The sequence below is a fragment of the Nocardia sp. NPDC050413 genome (assembly GCF_040655475.1).
GTDB lineage: Bacteria > Actinomycetota > Actinomycetes > Mycobacteriales > Mycobacteriaceae > Nocardia > Nocardia coubleae.
Genome location: NZ_JBFAJZ010000005.1, coordinates 148,160 through 167,451, shown reverse-complemented (window position 1 = coordinate 167,451; position 19,292 = coordinate 148,160). Strand labels below are relative to the sequence as shown.

Sequence of the window (19,292 nt, the reverse complement as noted above, 5' to 3'; positions counted from 1 at the left end):
CACCGGCGGCCGGGGAGTACAGGCGGCGGGCCGCGACGGCCCTACCGATAGACTCGGAGCCAAGTTCCCCCCGGCCGAAAGGACCCTGGTCTCCCGTGACACTGCAGGTCGACACCGTCGCCACCGCCGCAGCCACCCCGGATGCTCCGCAGCCGTACAAGGAACTCGGTCTCAAAGACGACGAGTACGCCCGCATCAAGGAGATTCTCGGCCGTCGGCCCACCGACGCCGAGCTGGCCATGTACTCGGTGATGTGGAGCGAGCACTGCTCCTACAAGTCCTCGAAGGTGCACCTGCGCTACTTCGGTGAGACCACCACCGACGAGATGAAGGCCTCGATGCTGGCCGGTATCGGCGAGAACGCCGGTGTGGTCGACATCGGCGACGGCTGGGCCGTCACCTTCAAGGTCGAAAGCCACAACCACCCGTCGTACGTGGAGCCGTACCAGGGCGCGGCCACCGGCGTCGGCGGCATCGTGCGCGACATCATGGCCATGGGCGCACGCCCGATCGCGGTGATGGACCAGCTGCGCTTCGGCGCGGCCGACGCCCCCGACACCCGTCGCGTGGTCGACGGTGTGGTGCGCGGCATCGGCGGCTACGGCAACTCCCTCGGCCTGCCCAACGTCGGCGGCGAGACGGTGTTCGACGCCTCCTACCAGGGCAACCCCCTCGTGAACGCGCTGTGCGCCGGCGCGATGCGCGTGGAAGACCTGCACCTGGCCTTCGCCTCCGGCGCGGGCAACAAGATCATCCTGTTCGGTGCGCGCACCGGCCTCGACGGCATCGGCGGCGTATCCGTGCTCGCCTCGGACTCGTTCTCCGGCGACGAGTCCGGCACCGGCCGCAAGAAGCTGCCCGCCGTGCAGGTGGGCGACCCGTTTACCGAGAAGGTGCTCATCGAGTGCTGTCTCGACCTGTACAAGGCCGGCCTCGTGGTCGGCATCCAGGACCTCGGCGGCGCCGGACTGTCCTGTGCCACTTCCGAACTCGCCGCGGCGGGCGACGGTGGCATGCACATCGACCTCACCAAGGTGCCGCTGCGCGCCAAGCACATGACCCCCGCCGAGATCCTGTCGAGCGAGTCGCAGGAACGCATGTGCGCGGTGGTCACCCCTGAGAACGTCGACGCGTTCATGGCGGTGTGCAAGAAGTGGGACGTGCTGGCCACCGTCATCGGTGAGGTCACCGACGGCGACCACCTCGTCATCAGCTGGCACGGCGAGACCGTGGTGGACGTGCCGCCGCGCACCGTCGCCCACGAGGGCCCGGTGTACGAGCGCCCGGTGCAGCGCCCGGACTACCAGGACGCGCTGATCGCCGACACCACCGCGAACCTGCCCCGGCCCAAGACCGCCGACGAGCTGCGCGAAACCCTGCTGACCATGCTGGCCAGCCCGCAGCTGTGCAGCCGCAAGTGGATCACCGAGCAGTACGACCGCTACGTGCGCGGCAACACCGTGCTCGCCGAGCACGCCGACGCCGGTGTGGTTCGCATCGACGAGACGTCCGGGCGCGGCATCGCCCTCGCCACCGACGCCTCGGGCCGCTACACCAAGCTCGACCCGTACACCGGCGCCCAGCTCGCGCTGGCCGAGGCCTACCGCAATGTGGCGACCACCGGCGCCACCCCGAAGGCCGTCACCAACTGCCTGAACTTCGGTTCGCCGGAGGACCCGGGCGTGATGTGGCAGTTCCAGCAGGCCGTGCGCGGCCTCGCGGACGGTTGCGCGGCGCTCGGCATCCCGGTCACCGGCGGCAACGTGAGCTTCTACAACCAGACCGGCAAGGACGCCATCCTGCCCACCCCGGTGGTCGGCGTGCTCGGCGTGATCGACGACGTGCACCGGCGCATCCCGACCGGCCTCGGCCTCGAGCCGGGCGAATCGCTGATCCTGCTCGGCGACACGCACGACGAACTCGACGGCTCCATCTGGTCGCAGGTGGTGCACGGGCACCTCGGCGGTGTGCCGCCCAAGGTCGACCTGGCGCGGGAGAAGCTGCTGTCGGAGGTGCTCGTCTCCGGTTCGCGCGACGGCATGATCTCGGCGGCCCACGACCTGTCCGAGGGTGGTCTCGCGCAGACCGTCGTCGAGGCCGCGCTGGCCGGCGAGACCGGTTGCCGCATCGTGCTTCCCGAGGGCAGCGACCCGTTCGTGCAGCTGTTCTCCGAGTCGGCCGGACGCGTGCTCGTCGCGGTGCCGCGTTCGGAGGAGACCCGGTTCACCAAGATGTGCGACGCGCGGCAGCTGCCGTGGGTGCGCATCGGCGTGGTCGACCAGGGTTCGGATTCGATCGAGGTGCAGGGCCAGTTCTCGGTGACGCTCACGGAATTGCGTGAGGTTTTCGAGGGCACGCTGCCTAAGCTGTTCGGAGCGCACACCTAGAGCAGGAGGAGCCGAGCTTGACCACATCGGAGACGAGCTCGGCCCCCACCGGCGCCACCGTTGCACCCGCCGACAACCCGTTGTTGCGCGGGGTGCACCTGGTGGAACGGTTCTTCCACCCGAACTACACCGGGTTGCTCGTGGCGACCATGCTGTTCGGGTGGTCGCTCACACCGTCGCTGCTGCCGCGCGACTGGTTCTTCCAGGGTCTGATCAGCGGCATCAATGCCACGATCGGGTACGGCCTCGGGTGTGGGCTGGCCTGGGCTTGGCGGCGGTGGGTGGTGCCGCGGGTGACGGTGCCGGAGCAGATCGCGGCGCGATGGGCGCGGCGGCCGCGGTGGACGCTGATGGCGGTGAAGGCGCTGATCGTGGTCGCCTGCGTGGTATTCGCGGTGCTGATGTCGATCCAATCGGGCCGCTGGCAACGCGAGATCACCGATCTGATGGGGATGGCGCCGGTTTCGGACTCCTACGCGCGCACGGTGCTGCTCGGCGCCGCCGTGGTCGGGCTGCTGATCTGGATCGCGCGCGCAGTGCGCAAGTTGGTGCGTGCGGTGGCGCGCGGTCTCAATCAGTGGATTCGGGTGCCCGCGTCGTTCGCGCGACCGCTCGGGGTGCTGATCGTGGTGATCGGCGCGGTGCTGCTGTTCAACGGCGTGCTGGCGAAAGCCTTTTTCACCGTGGCCAATTCGGCGTTCAGCGCGCGCAACAGCCACACCTCCGCACACGCGATCCAGCCGACGCTGCCCGAACGGTCCGGCAGCCCCGGCTCGCTGGCGGCGTGGGAAACGCTCGGTTCCGAAGGCCGCTGGTTCGTCTCGAACGCACCGACCGCGCTGGCCATCAGCCAGGTCACCGGCAAACCGGCCCGCGAACCCATCCGGGTATACGCGGGGCTGGAATCGGCCGACGGGTTCGAGGCGCAAACCGACCTGGCCGTGGCCGAACTCGAACGAACCAAGGCCTTCGAACGCAAGGTGCTGGTGGTGATCAGCACCACCGGCACCGGCTGGGTCGACTCGACCAGCGCCGAATCGGTCGAGTTGATGTTCGGCGGGGACACCGCTCTTGTCGCCACCCAGTACTCGTACCTGCCGAGTGCGCTGTCGTTCCTGTCCGACCGGGACAAGTCGATGAGCATGGGCCGCATGCTGTTCGACAAGGTGTACGAACGCTGGTCGACGCTGCCCGAGAACGCTCGGCCCAAGCTGCTCGTCTACGGAGAAAGCCTCGGTTCGCAGGGGTCGGAGGGCGCGTTCTCCGGGCTGGCCGACATCCGCAACCGCACCGACGGTGTGCTCTGGGTCGGCCCGCCCAACTCCAACCGGCTGTGGTCGGAATTCGTCGCCCGCCGTGATCCGGGGACCGACGAGATCACCCCGATCTTCGCCGACGGACTCTCGGTGCGCTTCGCCGCCAGTGCCGATCAGCTCGCCCGGCCGTCGGACAAGTGGACCGATCCGCGCATCGTCTACCTGCAGCACGCCTCGGACCCGGTGGTGTGGTGGTCGCCCGATCTGCTGTTCAGCAGGCCCGACTGGCTCGCGGAGAAGCGTGGTCCCGATGTGTCACCGGCGATGTCGTGGTATCCGATCGTCACCTTTTGGCAGGTGGCGGCGGATCTGCCACGGGCGCAGTCGGTCTCGAACGGGCACGGCCACAACTACGGCAACCTGGTGCCCGACGCCTGGGCGGCGATCGCTCGACCACCGGACTACACACCGGAATTGGCGCAGCGGATCCGGCTGTTCCTCGAAGAATCCGCCGCCACCGAGCATCAGCTGAAGTAGCCGAACCCCTCGATCGGCTACTTCCGGCTACGACACCGACTTGAACGGATTGTGTTCGGCGATCAGCTGTTCGATGCGTGCCTCGTCGAGGCGGCTCATCACGGTCTGGGTTTCCTGCTGGTCGCGCACCACCTTGGCGAGGGTGAAGCAGCTCGTCACCAGGAACAGGCCCGACATGGCGAGGAAGGCGCGCTGCCAGCCGTCCAGCGGCAGGTAGGCGATGCCCGCGCCGGTGCCGAACAGGCTGACGGCGAAGGCGATGGCGGCCTGGGCCATGTAGGCCGTGGTGTTCTTCGGCTTGGCATTGGGTGTGCTCATGGAACAAGCATGGGCGGCGGGGGATTCGCGCGGGCGCGTGAAACTACTCACCGGCGATGGGTAGTTGCCGAAAGTGACCGACCCACCACTCACAACGACTGCCCCCGGCGCGCCCGCCAGCCATACTTGATCGGTGTCTGCGACCGGGTCGACCCTCGTCACGCTGCGTACGCGCGGCAAGCGGGTGGTGCGGCGCGTCGAGGACATCGTCGATCTGAACTATCCCGGCCTCGTCGTCGCCACCCTGTTCTTCGCACTGTCGGTGACGCCGTCGCTGGTGCCGCGCGACTGGTTGTTCCAGGGGCTCATCAGCGGGATCAACGCGGCCATCGGGTACGGGCTCGGGTGCGTGCTCGAATGGGGGTTGCGGCGGTGGGTGCGGCCACGGATTCCGCTGGCCGGGCCACCTGACCGGGTGCGATACGGCATCAAGGCCGTGGTGCTCGTGGTGTGCTCGGTCGTGGCGGCCGGGATGCTCGTGCAGTCGGCGCGCTGGCAGCGTGAGATCACTTCACTGATGGGGATGGAGGGCACGACAACCCCCGCGTATCTGCGGACCGGGCTGCTCAGTGTGGCTGTGGGGGTGGCGGTGGTCGCGGTGTACCGGACGGTGCGCGCACTGATCCTCGTGCTTGCCCGTCAGCTCAACCAGTGGGTGCGGGTGCCGCGCGAATTGGCGCCATCGGCCGGGGCATTGGTGCTGGTGGTGTTCGCGGTGACGGTGTTCAACGGGGTGGCCTCGCGGGCGTTCTTCGCCGTCGCCAACTCCGCGTTCAGTGTGCGCAACGACCGGACCACCGAGTACGCGGTGCAGCCGGTGGCGCCGGAGAAGTCCGGGAGCCCGGCTTCGCTCGTGCCCTGGGAGACACTCGGTTTCGAAGGGCGGTGGTTCGTCGCCAACGGACCCGACGCGGCCGACATCACCGCGGTGACGGGAAGGCCTGCGCGCGAACCGATCCGGGCCTATGTGGGTTTGGAATCGGTGCGCGGGGAGCAGACGGCGGCCGAGCTGGCGGTTGCCGAACTAGAGCGGACCAAGGCCTTCGAGCGGGCGGCGATGGTGGTGGTGACGACCACCGGGACCGGGTGGGTGAACGGGATGGCGGCCGGTTCGCTCGAATACCTCTACGGCGGTGACACGTCGATCGTGGCCACCCAGTACTCGTATCTACCCAGCGTGCTGTCGTTTCTGTCCGACCGGGAGAAGGCCGCGGCGGCGAGTCGTGAGCTGTTCGACGCGGTGTACCGGCGGTGGTCGGCGCAGCCGGAAGAGCTGCGGCCCAAGCTGTTCGTGTACGGGGAGAGTCTCGGGTCGCAGGGGTCGGAGGAGGCGTTCGGCGGGCTGGCCGACCTGCGGGAGAAGGTCGACGGGGCGCTGTGGGTCGGGCCGCCCAATTCGAATCGGCTGTGGCGGCAGTTCGTGGCCCGGCGCGATCCGGGGTCGAGAGAGGTGGCGCCGGTCTATGCCGATGGGCTCGTCGTCCGATTCGCCGACGACGCAACGGATTTCGACTCGCCAGAGGTATGGCGCGAGCCTCGCATCGCCTACCTGCAGCATCCGTCCGACCCGATCGTGTGGTGGTCTGCGGATCTGATCTTCACCCGGCCGGACTGGTTGCGTGAACCGCGTGGCGACGATGTGTCGACGCAGATGCGATGGGCGCCGTTCGTGACGTTCTGGCAGGTCACGGCCGACCTGACCAATGCGCAAGGTGTATCGGACGGGCACGGGCATCGGTACGGGAGTCTCGTGCTGGACGGGTGGTTGGCGGTGACAGGGCTTTCGGTGAGCGCGGATGTGGTCGAGAAGGCCAGGGTGGCAGTGGAATCCGCGGAGATGTTCGAGCGGGAGGTGAAGTGAGGGCCGGGGTGCGCGTCGTTGGTGCGGGCCTACTTCGTGGGGGCCGGGGATCGATCCGGCGCCGGCGGGGATCGGAGCGCGCCGGACGGCGGTCGAGGGCGGTCCGAGTCGCAGTGGCGCTCGGGTTGCCGCTGTGCTGGAACAACAGTGTCCTGCCCGCCCTCGGCTTCTCGCTGCGCGGCCGGTCGGTCGCGAACGTGCTGTTCGCCGCCACCTATACCGGCGTTTTCCGTGGACGCCCGAACTGGTTGTCCGCCAGCGGTTTACGGTGGGGCCTCGGCAGCTCGGCGGTTGTCCTCGCGGGTTATGGTGCGGTACTGGCGATTCCGGCGCTACGCAAACTCCCCGCCGAAATCGCCGTCCTGGTCCCCGAAACCTCCACCCTCGAATGGATCGCCGTCCACATCCCGGTCGGCACGGTCCTCGCCGAGGAAGCCGTCTTCCGCGCCACCCTCGACCCCCTCCTCACCACCCACGGCTACCCACCCGCCCTCGGCGCCGCCGACTTCGCCCTCTGGCACATCCACCCCGCCCGCACCGCAGGCGACTCCCTCCCCGTCACCCTCGCCGCCACCACCGTCGCCGGCCTGATCTTCAGCGCCCTGCGCCGCCGCGCCGACAGCGCCACCGCCCCCGCCCTCCTCCACCTCGCGATCAACGCGGGCGGCGCCCTGTTGCCCACCCTGGCCGCCTACGTCGAGACCCGACTTGCCGCCGGGTCAGGCATCGGTCGGCTGCCAGGCCCGATGACCATCCAGCCCTAGGGGCGGCCGCGATGTCGCGGGCCCCGCGATGCTCGGGCGGCGGTTTCGCAGTTCTCAGCGCGTCTGGCAACTCGGGACATACGGTCTCTCGATTGCTGTCGGGGGCGGTCGGTAGCGTTGCGTGTCATGGCTGGTCGGAATGTGGTCGATCCCGCTCAGGTGCGGGCGGCGGTGTTGGCGGTGGCGCAGTGGTTGGGGGATGCGGGGGTGGCGGCGCCCGGGCGGGGGGAGTTGGGGGCGGCGGTGAAGGGGACGGCGCGGGCGTTGGCGGCGAGTGCGCCGGGGCATTCGGTGGAGGTGCGGGTGCCGCCGTTCGTCGCGGTGCAGTGCATCGAGGGGCCTCGGCATACCAGGGGGAATCCGCCGAATGTGGTGGAGACCGATGCGCGGACGTGGTTGTTGCTGGCCACCGGGCTGCTGGAGTTCGACGACGCCGTGGCTTCGGGGGCGGTCTCGGCTTCGGGGACCAGGGCCGCAGAGATCGCGGGCTGGCTGCCGATCGTCCCCTTGTCCGCACCGCGCTGATCCGAGACGTGGCAGGACCGGCGCGACCGGTGGCGAGCCGGTGCTGCGCGGTGACCCCGCCGCAGGCATCGTCAGTCGGAGTGGTTCTTGCGGTGCAGGCCCTTGTAGTCGTAGTAGCGGGTGATGATCGTGCCCGCGACGACGGCGATCGCGATGCCGAGCAGTGCCATCCAGATGCCGCGATCGAGCCCGGCCGAGTAGTTCGCGTCGAAGTACAGGATCGACCGCACGCCGAGGAACACCTGGTGCATCGGTTCGAATTCGGCCAGCCAGGACAGGTAGGTCGGGGTCGCCTCGATGGGCACGGTGCCGCCCGAGGACGGCAGGCCGAGGATGACGAACAGCACCAGATTCACCAGCAGGCCCGCCGTGCCGAGCGCGGCCAGCGTCATCAGCGCCGTCCAGCCGACCGCCACCATGGCCAGCACCGAGTACAGGTACAGGGCGAGCGGATTGTCGACCGGCATGCCGACGAGCTTGGCCGCCAGCAGGAACACCGCCGAAACCACCACCGCGACAACCGTCGACACGCCCCATTTGACGAGCAGGGTGTGGAACCGGGAGATCGACGACGTCGGATAGTGCACGAACCACGGACCGTACTCGGTTGGCACGAAACCGAACTGGGCGTCGACCATGGTGTGGATGACCATCGCCCCGACCATTCCCGCCAGCAGCAGGAGCAGGGCGTAGAAGAAGGCCGTCAGGCCCTGGCCGGTGCCGGGAGGCAGCGGCCGGTACTCCTGGGTGACGGTGTCGATGGGACTCTCGAGGCTCAGCATCGCCGCACCGGAGATCTGCGGTGCGGGCGCGCCCTCCGGCGTCTGCGCGAGGGTGGCCTGCACCTGATCGACCAGCTGCACCCCGACCTGCTTGTCGACCTCGGCCAGCGCCTGCTCGCCGATCCGCTGCACGATGGCGTCACCGTAGGCGCCCATGCGCGGATTGGTCTGCAAGGTGATGATGGGGTTTTCCATCTCGCCGGGCACGATCGAGCCCGCGCCGAGAATTCCCAGGCGTTTGCTGAAGTCGCCGGGGATGATGATCGCGCCGTACACCTGGCCGGTGCGCAGCAACTGCTCGGACTCCGGCTTGCCGACCACCCGCAGGTCGATCTTGTCGGCGGGCACGTTCGCGACGAGCGCGTCGGTGACCTGCTTGCCGAAGTCGACGCGGCGCTGCTGACCACCGGTATCGAGGACATCGCCCACGTCGAGGTTCACCAGCGCGACCGGGAAATCGTGCAGATTCTTCTCCGGATCGGCCACATAACCCAGGTACATCACCCCGAGCAGACCGGTGAGCGCAGCGAGCACCAGTGTCGGGGCGAACACAATCTTGGCCCAGTGACGCCGAGGGCGCGTGGATGTGTCGAACATCGCTCCACGGGCGGACGTCTTGCGGGAATCACTCGACGTCGACCTGGCGTTTTCACTGTTCGAACGCGATTCACCGGCTGCAACGTCTGCACTGTCGTCCGTCGTCACAACCGGCACGGTAACAGCTCCACGCGGCCGATCAGGGTGTTCCGCGCGGAGATTGCTGCCGGGATGCGAGCACCCGTGGTACGCACCGGCGATTCACCCGTAGACTGACGAGTGCCCCCAGCCCGCCCGAACAGGGAGCAAACGGTGACCGACGCCGATCCGACGATCGACACAACATCCGCCATTTCCGACGAGCCCGAGAACGAGCCTCGCGAGGAGTGTGGCGTCTTCGGCGTCTGGGCTCCCGACGAGGACGTGGCCAAACTCACCTACTACGGCCTGTACGCGCTGCAGCATCGCGGACAGGAGGCGGCCGGTATCGCGGTCTCCGACGGCTCCCAGATCCTGGTCTTCAAGGATCTCGGCCTGGTGTCCCAGGTCTTCGACGAGCAGACGCTCGGCGCGATGCCCGGCCATATCGCCGTGGGCCATTGCCGCTACTCCACCACCGGTGGCGTCACCTGGGAGAACGCCCAGCCCATCTTCCGCACCACCGCCGTCGGCTCCGGCCTGGCCCTCGGCCACAACGGCAACCTGGTGAACACCGCCGAATTGGCCGGGCGCGCACGCGAACTCGGCCTGATCGGTGCGGGTGTGGTGAACGGCCGCCCGCAGATGACCGGCGCCACCTCCGACTCCGACATCGTCACCGCGCTGCTCGCGCACGCCTCGGCGGACTCGAGCATCGAGCAGGCCGCGATGGAACTGCTGCCGCAACTGCGCGGCGCCTTCTGCCTGACGTTCATGGACGAGCACACCCTCTACGCCGCGCGCGACCCGCACGGTGTGCGCCCGCTGGTGCTCGGCCGCCTCGATCGCGGGTGGGTCGTCGCCTCGGAGACCGCCGCGCTCGACATCGTCGGCGCCGCCTTCGTCCGCGAGATCGAACCGGGTGAGCTGCTCGCCATCGACTCCGACGGTGTGCGCTCGCTGCGCTTCGCCAACCCCGAACCCAAGGGTTGCGTCTTCGAATACGTGTACCTGGCGCGCCCCGACACGACCATCGCTGGTCGTTCGGTGCACTCCACCCGCGTGGAGATCGGCCGCAAGCTGGCCAAGGAGAACCCGGTCGAGGCGGACCTGGTGATCCCGGTACCCGAGTCGGGCACGCCCGCCGCGGTCGGCTACGCCCAGGGCTCCGGCATTCCGTACGGCCAGGGTCTGATGAAGAACGCCTATGTGGGCCGCACCTTCATCCAGCCGAGCCAGACGATCCGTCAGCTCGGTATCCGGCTCAAGCTCAACCCGCTGCGCGAGGTGATCCGCGGCAAGCGGCTCATCGTCGTCGACGACTCCATCGTGCGCGGCAACACCCAGCGCGCCCTGATCCGGATGCTGCGCGAGGCCGGTGCGCTCGAGATCCATGTGCGCATCGCGTCGCCGCCGGTGAAGTGGCCGTGCTTCTACGGCATCGACTTCGCCTCGCGCGCGGAGCTCATCGCCAACGGCGCGGGCGGTTCCGACGACAGCTACGAGGCGATGGTCGAGAACGTGCGCCGCTCCATCGGTGCCGATTCGCTGGGCTACATCTCCACCGAGGGCATGATCGCGGCGACCGAACAGCCCGCCTCGCGGCTGTGCACCGCCTGCTTCACCGGCGAGTACCCGATCGAGCTGCCGCAGGAGGCCGCCATCGGCAAGAACGTGCTCGAGGGCATGCTGTCGGGCCAGTCCGAGGCCGCGCTGCTCAGCGGCAATGTGAACGTCGACGCGCTCAGCCGCCCATAACCTCTTCGCGCAAGGGACCGGTCAGGATAAACCTGATCGGTCCCTTTTGTGTTGTGTACCTACAATTTTCCGGCCTATCCGAATTACGTAAGATTTGTTCATAACATCCGCGTAATTTTTCGCTCGATTTGAAACTGGGCGGTAATGGTTCGCCTGTACGGTCCCTCGTTATATCGCTAGCTCACCGCGTCGTCGCCGCTCCCGTGATCCGGGTGCGGCGACATCGCGGCGTTCGAGAATGGGATCTGATGTTGAACAGTGCAAAGAGCGCTCGCAAGAATCGCGCGAAACAAGCTGCCGCAGTGGGTGTCGCGGCTGTTGTCGCCGCCTCGCTTGCGGCCTGTGGGTCGGGACGCACCGATGACGCGGGCTCCGGCGCGGGGCTGGTCGTCGGCACCACGGACAAGATCTTCGCCCTCGACCCGGCCGCGGCCTACGACAACGGGTCGCTGCTCGTGGAGAACCAGATCTATTCGTATCTGCTGAACTTCGCGCCCGGCGATACCACGCCCAAGCCGGATGCGGCGGAGAAATGCGAATTCACCGCACCGACGGTGTATACCTGCAAGATCAAATCCGGGCTGAAATTCGCCAACGGTAATCCGTTGACTGCCAAGAGCGTCAAGTTCTCCTTCGACCGCATGGTGAAGATCAACGACCCGCACGGTCCCGCCGCGCTGCTCGGCAACCTCGACAAGACCGATGTGGTCGACGATCTCACCGTCGCGTTCACGTTGAAGGTCGCCAACGATCAGACCTTCCCGACGATCCTGCCCACCCAGGCCGGACCGATCGTCGACGAGAAGGTGTTCCCGGCCGACAAGGTCGCCACCGACGAGGAAGTCGTTGCCGCCAAGGGCTATTCGGGCCCGTACACGATCAGCACCTACGACAAGAACAAGCTGGTCGAGTACAAGGCCAACGCCGACTACACCGGCATCCTCGGCAAGCCGAAGAACGACTCGGTCTCGACCAAGTACTACGCCACCTCCGACAACCTGAAGCTCGACCTGCAGAACGGCGCCATCGACGTCGGCTACCGCTCGTTCACGCCGACCGATATCGACAGCCTGCGTGCCGATTCCAAGGTGAAGGTCACCGACGGTCCCGGCGGCGAGCTGCGCTACATCGTGTTCAACATGAACACCATGCCGGGCAACACGCCTGAGCAGAAGCTGGCCGTGCGCAAGGCGATGGCGTCCTCGGTGGACCGCGAGGCGCTGGCCGCCGGTGTGTACAAGGGCACCTACCAGCCCGCGTACGGCTATGTGCCCCAAGGCATGATCGGCGCGGCCGAACCGTTGAAGGACCTCTACGGCGCCAAGCCCGACAAGGACAAGGCGGCGAAGTTCCTCGCCGACGCGGGCGTGGCCACCCCGGTGACGCTGAACCTGCAGTACAACCCCGACCACTACGGCTCCAGCTCCTCGGAGGAGTACGCCGCGGTCAAGTCCCAGCTCGAGGCGTCGGGCCTGTTCAAGGTGAACCTGCAGTCCACCGAATGGGTCACCTACCAGAAGGAACGCGCCTCCGACGGCTACCCGATGTACCAGTTCGGCTGGTACCCGGACTTCCCGGACGGCGACAACTACCTGGCGCCGTTCTTCGGCCCGAACAACTTCCTGCAGTCGCATTTCGAGAACCCGGGCATCAACGCCCAGCTGACCGCCGAGCTCACCGAAGCCGATCCGGTCAAGCGGGTGGAGCTGATCAAGAAGATCCAGGCCGATCTGGCGCAGAACCACCTGCCGACGCTGCCGCTGCTCTCGGGCAAGCAGGTCGCGGTGTCCAAGCCCGGTGTGACCGGTGTGGACGAAACCCTCGACGGCTCCTTCAAGTTCCGGTTCACGGTACTGAGCAAGTGAGTGACGTTCCCGTCGCGCCCGGATCACCGGTCCGGGCGCGACGTTTCGGGTGGATGCGCGGCGGGGGTTCCCGCCAGGTGGCTTTGCTGCGGTACCTGCTGATCCGGCTCCTGCTGATCGTGCCGACCGCGTGGTTGCTGGTGACAGTGGTGTTCTTCCTGATGCGGGTGATCGGTGACCCCATCAGCGCGGCCATGGGTGGCCGGCTGACCCAGGAGCAGATCGAGGAACGCAAGGACGCGGCCGGGCTGAACCGGCCGATCCTGACCCAGTACTGGGAATACATCACCGGGTTCCTGCGCGGTGACTTCGGGCGGACCCAGGACAACGAGGCCATCGCCGATGTGGTCGTCACCTACGGTGCGGCCACCTTCGAGCTGGTGTTCTGGGGACTGCTCGTCGCCTTCGCGGTGGGTATCCCGCTGGGCAGATACGCTGCGACACACCGGGATACGCCCGCCGACGCGGTGCTGCGGTTCTCGGCGGTGCTCGCCTACGCGGCGCCGGTGTTCTTCGTCGGCATGCTGTTGAAGCTGGTGTTCTCGGTGTGGCTGGGCTGGTTCCCGGTCGGTGGCCGGGCGAGTACGGATGTGGAGCTGGCGCTGCAGCACGTGTCGCCGAAGACGAACATCCTGTTCATCGATTCGATCCTCTACGGCGAACCGTCCTATGTGCTCGACGTGCTCGAACACGCGGTGCTGCCCGCGGTGGCGCTCGGCCTGCTCACCGGCGGCATCTTCCTGCGGCTGGTCCGGGTGAACCTCATCCAGACCCTGCGCAGCGATTATGTCGAGGCGGCGCGGGCGCGCGGATTGTCCTCGCGCGTGGTCACCGGGCGGCACGCGGTGCGCAACGCGCTCATCCCGATCATCACGGTGATGGGCATGTGCATCGCGATGATGCTCGGCGGCGCGGTACTCACCGAGACCACGTTCGAATGGAAGGGCCTCGGCTATCAGCTCGCCGAGTACTTGCGGGCCCGTGACTTCATCGCGGTGCAGGGCATCGTGGCGTTCATCGCGCTGCTCGTCGCGGTGATGAGTTTCCTGGTGGATGCCGTTGTCGCACTGATCGATCCGAGGGTGAGGTTCTGATGAGTACGGCGATCACCAAACGCAGGCGCCTGCCGGGCGCCGAGCTGCTGTCGAAAACCGTCGGCATGCAGCGGGTCACGCTCATCACCGGGCTGGTGCTGGTAGCCGGGTTCGTGCTCGTCGCGGCGTTCGCGCCGCTGCTCGCGCCCTACGATCTGGCGCAGAACACTTCCGACGGTGTGGCTTTCGCGTCGCAGCAGGGTCCGTCGGCCGAGCACTGGTTCGGTACCTCGGTGCGCAGTGAGGACGTGTTGTCGCGGGTGCTGTTCGGCGCCCGCACCGCGCTGCTCGTCATCGCGATCGCGGTGACGCTGTCGCTGCTGATCGGGGTGCCGCTCGGGTTGCTGTCGGGTTATGTGGGCCGGTGGGTCGACCGGGTGCTGGTGATGGTGATGGACGCGATCTACGCCTTCCCGTCGCTGCTGCTCGCCATCGTCGTCTCCATCGTCATCGCGGGCGGCACGTCGAGCAGCCTGGGTGGCATGTTGTCGGCGGCGATCGCGATCACCGTTGTGTATGTGCCGCAGTACTTCCGGGTGGTGCGCAATGCGACGGTGGCGGTGAAGACAGAACCGTACGTCGACGCCGCGCGGGTGACCGGTGCGTCGACGGCGCGAATCATGTTCCGCCACATCATGTCCAATGTCACCGGGTCGCTGCCGGTGATCGTCACCATCAACGCGGCCGATGCCATCCTCACCCTCGCCGCGCTCGGCTTCCTCGGGTTCGGCATCGAACCCACCCAGGCCGCCGAGTGGGGTTACGACCTGAACAAGGCGCTCAACGATGTGTCCAACGGGATCTGGTGGACCTCCATCTTCCCCGGCACCGCCATCGTGCTCGTGGTGCTCGGCATGACGCTGGTCGGGGAGAGTCTCGACGAATCGCTGAATCCGTTGCTGCGTACCAGGCGTGCGGTCACTTCGAAGGAGTCCGTCGATGAGTGAGAAGACTGCCGCACTGGCCGTTTCGGGACTGTCGGTCACCTTCACGACCGATGCGGGCCCGGTGAACGCGGTACGCGATGTGTCCTACGAGGTGTTTCCCGGTGAGGTGCTCGCCATCGTCGGCGAGTCCGGGTCGGGCAAGTCGGTGAGTTCGCGCACCGCGATCGGGCTGCTGCCGCAGTCCGCGTCGGTGCGCGGTCTGGTGACCATCGGCGATCGACCGGTCACATCGATGACCGAGAAGCAGCTCACCGCCCTGCGCGGCGGTGCGGTGTCGATGGTGTTCCAGGAGCCTGCCCGGGCGCTCGACCCGCTGTTCACCGTCGGGTTCCAGATCTGTGAAGCCCTGCGGGCGCACAGCGGGATGAGCCGGAAGGACGCCAAGGCCAAGGCCGTCGAGTTGCTGCGCCTGGTCGGGTTGCCCGATCCGGAACACCGGGTCGACTACTACCCGCACCAGCTGTCCGGCGGGCAGAAGCAGCGCGTGATGATCGCCATAGCCATCTCGTGCGAACCCAAGGTGATCATCGCCGACGAACCGACCACCGCGCTCGACGTGACGGTGCAGGCCGAGATCCTCGAACTGCTGCGCGACCTGCGCGACCGGCTCGGCAGCGCGATCGTGCTCATCACCCACAACATGGGTGTCGTCGCCGATCTGGCCGACCGGGTGGTGGTGATGCGCGCGGGCGAGGTGGTCGAACAGGCGCCGGTGCACGAGCTGTTCGCCAGTCCGAAGGCGGAGTACACGCGGGCGCTGCTCGACGCGGTGCCGCACCTGGGGTCGGCGACGGCGCGACCGGAGCCGGACCGGACCGTCGAGCCGGTGCTCGACGTGCGCGACCTGGTCGTCACGTTCCCCGGACCGTTCGGCAGGCCGCCGTTCCGGGCCGTCGACAAGGTGAGCCTGCAGATCCGGCCGGGGGAGACCCTCGGCCTGGTCGGCGAATCCGGCTCGGGCAAGTCGACCATCGGGCGATGCGTCGCCGCCCTGCAACGGCCGACCGAAGGGCACGTGCTGATCCGCGGCCAGGACATCGCGGGCCTGTCCCCGCGCAAGCTGCGGCCGATCCGGCGACGCTTCGGCTTCGTGTTCCAGGACCCGGCCGGCTCGCTCAATCCCCGGATGACGGTCGGCGAATGCGTCGCCGAACCGCTGCTGGTGCACGGGGTCGGTGACAAGGCGAGCATCCGGGAACGGGTGCGGCACATGCTCGACGACGTGCACCTGCCCGCGGGCACCGAGAACCGGTACCCGCACGAACTGTCCGGCGGGCAGCGTCAGCGGGCCAGCCTGGCCCGTGCCCTCGTCCTCGACCCCGACCTGCTCGTCGCCGACGAACCGACCAGTGCCTTGGACGTGTCGGTGCAGGCCGCGGTCCTCGAGCTGTTCGCCGAACTGCAGCGCGGCTGCGGCTGGGCGTGCCTGTTCATCAGTCACGACCTCGCCGTCGTCGACCAGCTGGCCGACCGGATCATGGTGCTGCGCGACGGGACCTGCGTCGAGGAAGGCGACAACGAACAGATCCTGCGCAATCCCCGGCACGACTACACCCGCCGGCTCGTCGCGGCCGTTCCCGTCCCCGACCCGGTGGAACAGCGGCGTCGTCGCGCCGCCGCGTCACCGTAGCCGAGGCAGGACCTGCGCGCCGAAGACGTCGATGAAGCGTTCCTGGTCGCGGCCGACGTGGTGTAGGTAGATCTCGTCGAAACCGAGTCCGGCGTAGCGCGCGAGCTGTTCGGCGTGGACGTCGGGCTCGGCGGAGATGACGACGGATTCGGCGACCGCGCCGCCGAGTTCGTCGCCCAGCTCGCGCGCACGGCGTTCGAACTCCTCGGGCGTTGCCAGCCCGGCCATCGTCGGGGAGTCGAAAACGTTGGTGCCCCATTGTTGTTCGGCGATCGCGACCGCCTCGTCGTGCGTGGGTGCCCAGCTGAGATGCACCTGGAGCACTGCGGGCCCGGTGCCGCCGTTGTCGCGGTAGGCCGACACCATGGTGCGCAGGGCCTCGGGTGGTTGGTTGACGGTGACGAAACCGTCGGCGACACCGGCGAACCTGGCCGCGGTCTCCGGCGTCAGCGCGGGGACGATCAACGGCGGTGGTTGTGGCGGAAGGTCCCACAGTCTGGCGCGATCCACGGTGATCGCACCGTCGTGGTTCACCGTCTCGCCGCGCAACAGGTCACCGATCACCGCGAAACACTCCGCGAGCACTTGCTGGCGGGTCTCCTTCGGTGGCCACGGCCGCCCGGTCACATGCTCGTTGAGGTTTTCGCCGCTGCCGAGCGCCGTCCACAACCGGCCGGGGAACATCGCGGCGAGGGTCGCGATCGCGTGCGCGACGGTCGTCGGGTGATATCGGTACCCCGGGCAGGTCACCACCCCGAAGCGCAACCGGGTCGACGCCAGTGCGGCGCCGAGCCACGACCACGCGAAACCGGAATGGCCCTGCGCCCGTGACCACGGTTCGAGGTGATCCGAGCACATCGCCGCCGCGAACCCCGCCTGCTCGGCATGCACCACGTTCGCCAGCAGGCGCGCGGGCGGAATCTGTTCGTGCGAGGCGTGATACCCGATCACCGCCATGATGTTCCTTTCGTGCGGGTGGCGAAGGCGTGCAGGGCGTCCTCGTCGCCTGCCGCGTCGAGGTTCAGCGCGGCCTGGATCAGTGCCAGATGGGCGAAGGCCTGCGGATAGTTGCCCAGGGCCGCCCCGGTCGACCTCGCCTCCTCGGCGAACAGGCCGAGCGGACCCGCGTACGCCATGAGCCGGTCGAAACGGCGCTCGGCCTCCTCGGCCCGGCCGGCGAGGACCAGCGCGGAGACCAGGTCGAACGAACACAGCAGGAAGGCGCCTTCCGGACCGTCGAGACCGTCGTCCACCTCGTCGAGGTCGTAGCGGTGGATGAGCGCGTCGCCGTCGCCGAGCCCTTCGATGATGCGGTCGATCGTCGAGACGACGCGGGGATCGTCGCCGGGGAGGAAACCGAACAGCGGGATATGCAGCAGCGCGGCGTCGAGTGCTGTGCCGTCGTACACCTGGACGAACGCGCCACGCTCCTCGCTGTAGCCGCGGTCGAGCACCTCACACTTGATCTCGTCGCGGGTCTTGCGCCAGCCGTCGACCTCGCCCTCGTCGCTCTCGGCTGTCCCGGCCTCGGACAGCCGCTCCGCCAGCCGGATACCGCGATCGACACAGACCCAGGCCATCACCTTCGAATAGGTGTTCTGCCGTTTCTCCCCACGCATCTCCCAGATCCCGTGGTCGGGTTCGCGCCAGTGCTGCCCGATCGTCGCGACGAGACGCCGCAGCACCGCCCATGACTCACCCGCCATCTCGCCGGTGAGCTGGTAGTAGACGTAGGCGGCGTCGAGAACGTGGCCGTAGCTTTCGAACTGCACCTGGTCGAACGCCTCGTTGCCGACGCGGACCGGTCGCGACGAGGCGTAGCCGTCGAGGTGGTCGAGGACTCGCTCGTCGCTCGCCAGTTCGCCGCCGATCCCGGCCATCGGGGTGAGCGTGCCCTGGCGCACCGGTTCCAGTGAGAAGAGGAATCGCGCGTAGCGGCGTCCCAGCTCGGCGTGGCCGAGGCGGAACAGGGCGAGCACCAGCAGCGAGGCGTCGCGATGCCAGGTGAAGCGGTAGTCCCAGTTGCGTCCGCCGCCTATCCATTCCGGCAGGGACGTCGTCGGTGCCGCGAGCAGTGCCCCGGTCTCGTCGAAGGCCAGTCCACGCAGCACCAGGGCGCTGCCGATCACCTGTTCGCGGGCGAATCCGTCGTAGTGGCAGTGGCCTACCCATCTCCGCCAGGCTTCCTTGGTCCCTTCCAGTAGATCCTCGGCGGCGGATACGTCGACCGGGCGGGCGCTCTCACCGGTGTAACCGACGGCGAACGCCACCACATCGCCCGCTGACAACTCGGCCGCCGCCGACAGAGCGTGGTCGCCGGACTCCAGCGCGAGAGTGCTCGACAACCACATCCGAGGGTCGGCGGTCTCCCAGAGATCGGCGCCCTTCCGTTCCCAGCGTGCTCGCTTGCGACCGTAGTCGGGACGGGCGTCGACCTGCGCCCGCAGCGTCACCGAACCGGACTCGCAGCGCACCCTGCGCACCAGGACATGGACGGCGGTGAGCTCGTTGTCGTCGTCGGCGGAACGCACCGCGAGGAAGTCGTCGACGACCGCGGTGCCCGTCGGCGCCTCGAAACGGCTCTCGACGGCGAGGGTATCGCCGAGATAGCGGCGCTCGGGCCGACCGGCATCCTCGATGTCGAGGAAGAAGGCACCGCCGCGTTCCCGGTCGAGCAGACGGGCGAAGACGCTGCCGCCGTCGAAGCGCGGCACACACAGCCATTCCACCGCGCCGTCCGGTCCGAGCAGTGCCGCGGTGTGCATGTCGGAGAGGAAAGCCGATGACGCGATGGGTGGATAGGCTCGTTCACCAGCGCTCATATGCCGCTCCCGGTGCGGTCGGGGACGAAGCCGTGGAGGCGGGACTCGGGTAACCCGGCAGTTCCCGATCC

Annotated in this window: 14 protein-coding genes; 10 read left to right on the top strand and 4 right to left on the bottom strand. The window is 68.0% G+C overall.

Translation table 11 applies throughout. The features are described 5' to 3' along the window. Window positions 1-95 precede the first annotated feature (95 nt). On the top strand, window positions 96-2,387 hold the full coding sequence (gene purL, locus AB0I19_RS15265; RefSeq protein ID WP_357148926.1) for a phosphoribosylformylglycinamidine synthase subunit PurL: 2,292 nt from the start codon (window positions 96-98) through the stop codon (window positions 2,385-2,387). Window positions 2,388-2,404: 17 nt separating this feature from the next. After that, window positions 2,405-4,180 (top strand): alpha/beta-hydrolase family protein, encoded by a 1,776-nt coding sequence (locus AB0I19_RS15260; protein WP_357148923.1) that lies wholly within the window; start codon window positions 2,405-2,407, stop codon window positions 4,178-4,180. A gap of 27 nt (window positions 4,181-4,207) precedes the next feature. On the opposite strand, the gene AB0I19_RS15255 is transcribed toward AB0I19_RS15260, so the two are convergent. Beyond that, window positions 4,208-4,498: a YiaA/YiaB family inner membrane protein gene (locus tag AB0I19_RS15255; RefSeq protein ID WP_067492324.1), complete on the bottom strand. Its 291-nt coding sequence runs from the start codon at window positions 4,496-4,498 to the stop codon at window positions 4,208-4,210. A 133-nt stretch (window positions 4,499-4,631) separates the two neighbouring features. Between AB0I19_RS15255 and AB0I19_RS15250 the strand changes: the two genes are divergently transcribed. The 3 genes from AB0I19_RS15250 to AB0I19_RS15240 all read left to right on the top strand — a co-directional run bounded on the left by AB0I19_RS15250 (window position 4,632) and on the right by AB0I19_RS15240 (window position 7,648). Next, complete coding sequence (locus AB0I19_RS15250; protein ID WP_357148920.1) at window positions 4,632-6,359, top strand: alpha/beta-hydrolase family protein; 1,728 nt, start codon at window positions 4,632-4,634, stop codon at window positions 6,357-6,359. 113 nt (window positions 6,360-6,472) lie between these two features. Next, window positions 6,473-7,123, top strand: coding sequence for a CPBP family intramembrane glutamic endopeptidase (locus AB0I19_RS15245; protein WP_357148917.1), 651 nt, complete (start codon window positions 6,473-6,475; stop codon window positions 7,121-7,123). 126 nt (window positions 7,124-7,249) lie between these two features. Further along, a complete protein-coding gene (locus AB0I19_RS15240) occupies window positions 7,250-7,648 on the top strand; it encodes a sterol carrier family protein (protein ID WP_357148914.1) in 399 nt (132 codons plus the stop codon). A 71-nt stretch (window positions 7,649-7,719) separates the two neighbouring features. Here AB0I19_RS15240 and AB0I19_RS15235 read toward each other — a convergent pair whose 3' ends face one another. Further along, a complete protein-coding gene (locus AB0I19_RS15235; RefSeq protein ID WP_357148911.1) occupies window positions 7,720-9,027 on the bottom strand; it encodes an ABC transporter permease in 1,308 nt (435 codons plus the stop codon). A gap of 252 nt (window positions 9,028-9,279) precedes the next feature. Between AB0I19_RS15235 and purF the strand changes: the two genes are divergently transcribed. The 5 genes from purF to AB0I19_RS15210 all read left to right on the top strand — a co-directional run bounded on the left by purF (window position 9,280) and on the right by AB0I19_RS15210 (window position 16,399). Next, entirely contained in the window at window positions 9,280-10,863 is a 1,584-nt protein-coding gene (purF, locus tag AB0I19_RS15230) for an amidophosphoribosyltransferase (protein WP_357148908.1), read from the top strand. 248 nt (window positions 10,864-11,111) lie between these two features. Further along, window positions 11,112-12,728, top strand: coding sequence for an ABC transporter substrate-binding protein (locus AB0I19_RS15225; protein ID WP_357148905.1), 1,617 nt, complete (start codon window positions 11,112-11,114; stop codon window positions 12,726-12,728). 53 nt (window positions 12,729-12,781) lie between these two features. After that, the gene (locus AB0I19_RS15220) at window positions 12,782-13,822 is read left to right on the top strand and encodes an ABC transporter permease (RefSeq protein WP_067492329.1); all 1,041 of its coding nucleotides are present in this window, start codon (window positions 12,782-12,784) and stop codon (window positions 13,820-13,822) included. Further along, the gene (locus tag AB0I19_RS15215) at window positions 13,822-14,769 is read left to right on the top strand and encodes an ABC transporter permease (RefSeq protein WP_357148902.1); all 948 of its coding nucleotides are present in this window, start codon (window positions 13,822-13,824) and stop codon (window positions 14,767-14,769) included. The genes AB0I19_RS15220 and AB0I19_RS15215 overlap by 1 nt, the downstream gene beginning before the upstream one ends. Continuing rightward, window positions 14,762-16,399, top strand: coding sequence for an ABC transporter ATP-binding protein (locus AB0I19_RS15210; protein ID WP_357148899.1), 1,638 nt, complete (start codon window positions 14,762-14,764; stop codon window positions 16,397-16,399). Before AB0I19_RS15215 ends, AB0I19_RS15210 begins: the two co-directional genes overlap by 8 nt. Here the strand turns inward: AB0I19_RS15210 and AB0I19_RS15205 are convergent. Both AB0I19_RS15205 and AB0I19_RS15200 read right to left on the bottom strand, forming a co-directional pair. Next, entirely contained in the window at window positions 16,391-17,356 is a 966-nt protein-coding gene (locus tag AB0I19_RS15205; RefSeq protein WP_357148896.1) for a TIGR03885 family FMN-dependent LLM class oxidoreductase, read from the bottom strand. The two genes, AB0I19_RS15210 and AB0I19_RS15205, sit on opposite strands and share 9 nt — an antisense overlap. Beyond that, window positions 17,347-19,221: a glycoside hydrolase family 15 protein gene (locus AB0I19_RS15200; RefSeq protein WP_357148893.1), complete on the bottom strand. Its 1,875-nt coding sequence runs from the start codon at window positions 19,219-19,221 to the stop codon at window positions 17,347-17,349. The genes AB0I19_RS15205 and AB0I19_RS15200 overlap by 10 nt, the downstream gene beginning before the upstream one ends. Window positions 19,222-19,292 lie beyond the last annotated feature (71 nt).

Excerpts from the sequence above, each read along its gene's own strand:
- AB0I19_RS15240 (WP_357148914.1), top strand. The coding sequence starts at position 7,250 with ATGGCTGGTCGGAATGTGGTCGATCCCGCTCAGGTGCGGGCGGCGGTG.
- AB0I19_RS15215 (WP_357148902.1), top strand. The coding sequence starts at position 13,822 with ATGAGTACGGCGATCACCAAACGCAGGCGCCTGCCGGGCGCCGAGCTG.
- AB0I19_RS15255 (WP_067492324.1), bottom strand. The coding sequence starts at position 4,498 with ATGAGCACACCCAATGCCAAGCCGAAGAACACCACGGCCTACATGGCC.
- AB0I19_RS15205 (WP_357148896.1), bottom strand. The coding sequence starts at position 17,356 with ATGGCGGTGATCGGGTATCACGCCTCGCACGAACAGATTCCGCCCGCG.
- AB0I19_RS15220 (WP_067492329.1), top strand. The coding sequence starts at position 12,782 with ATGCGCGGCGGGGGTTCCCGCCAGGTGGCTTTGCTGCGGTACCTGCTG.
- AB0I19_RS15200 (WP_357148893.1), bottom strand. The coding sequence starts at position 19,221 with ATGAGCGCTGGTGAACGAGCCTATCCACCCATCGCGTCATCGGCTTTC.
- AB0I19_RS15210 (WP_357148899.1), top strand. The coding sequence starts at position 14,762 with ATGAGTGAGAAGACTGCCGCACTGGCCGTTTCGGGACTGTCGGTCACC.
- AB0I19_RS15235 (WP_357148911.1), bottom strand. The coding sequence starts at position 9,027 with ATGTTCGACACATCCACGCGCCCTCGGCGTCACTGGGCCAAGATTGTG.
- AB0I19_RS15225 (WP_357148905.1), top strand. The coding sequence starts at position 11,112 with ATGTTGAACAGTGCAAAGAGCGCTCGCAAGAATCGCGCGAAACAAGCT.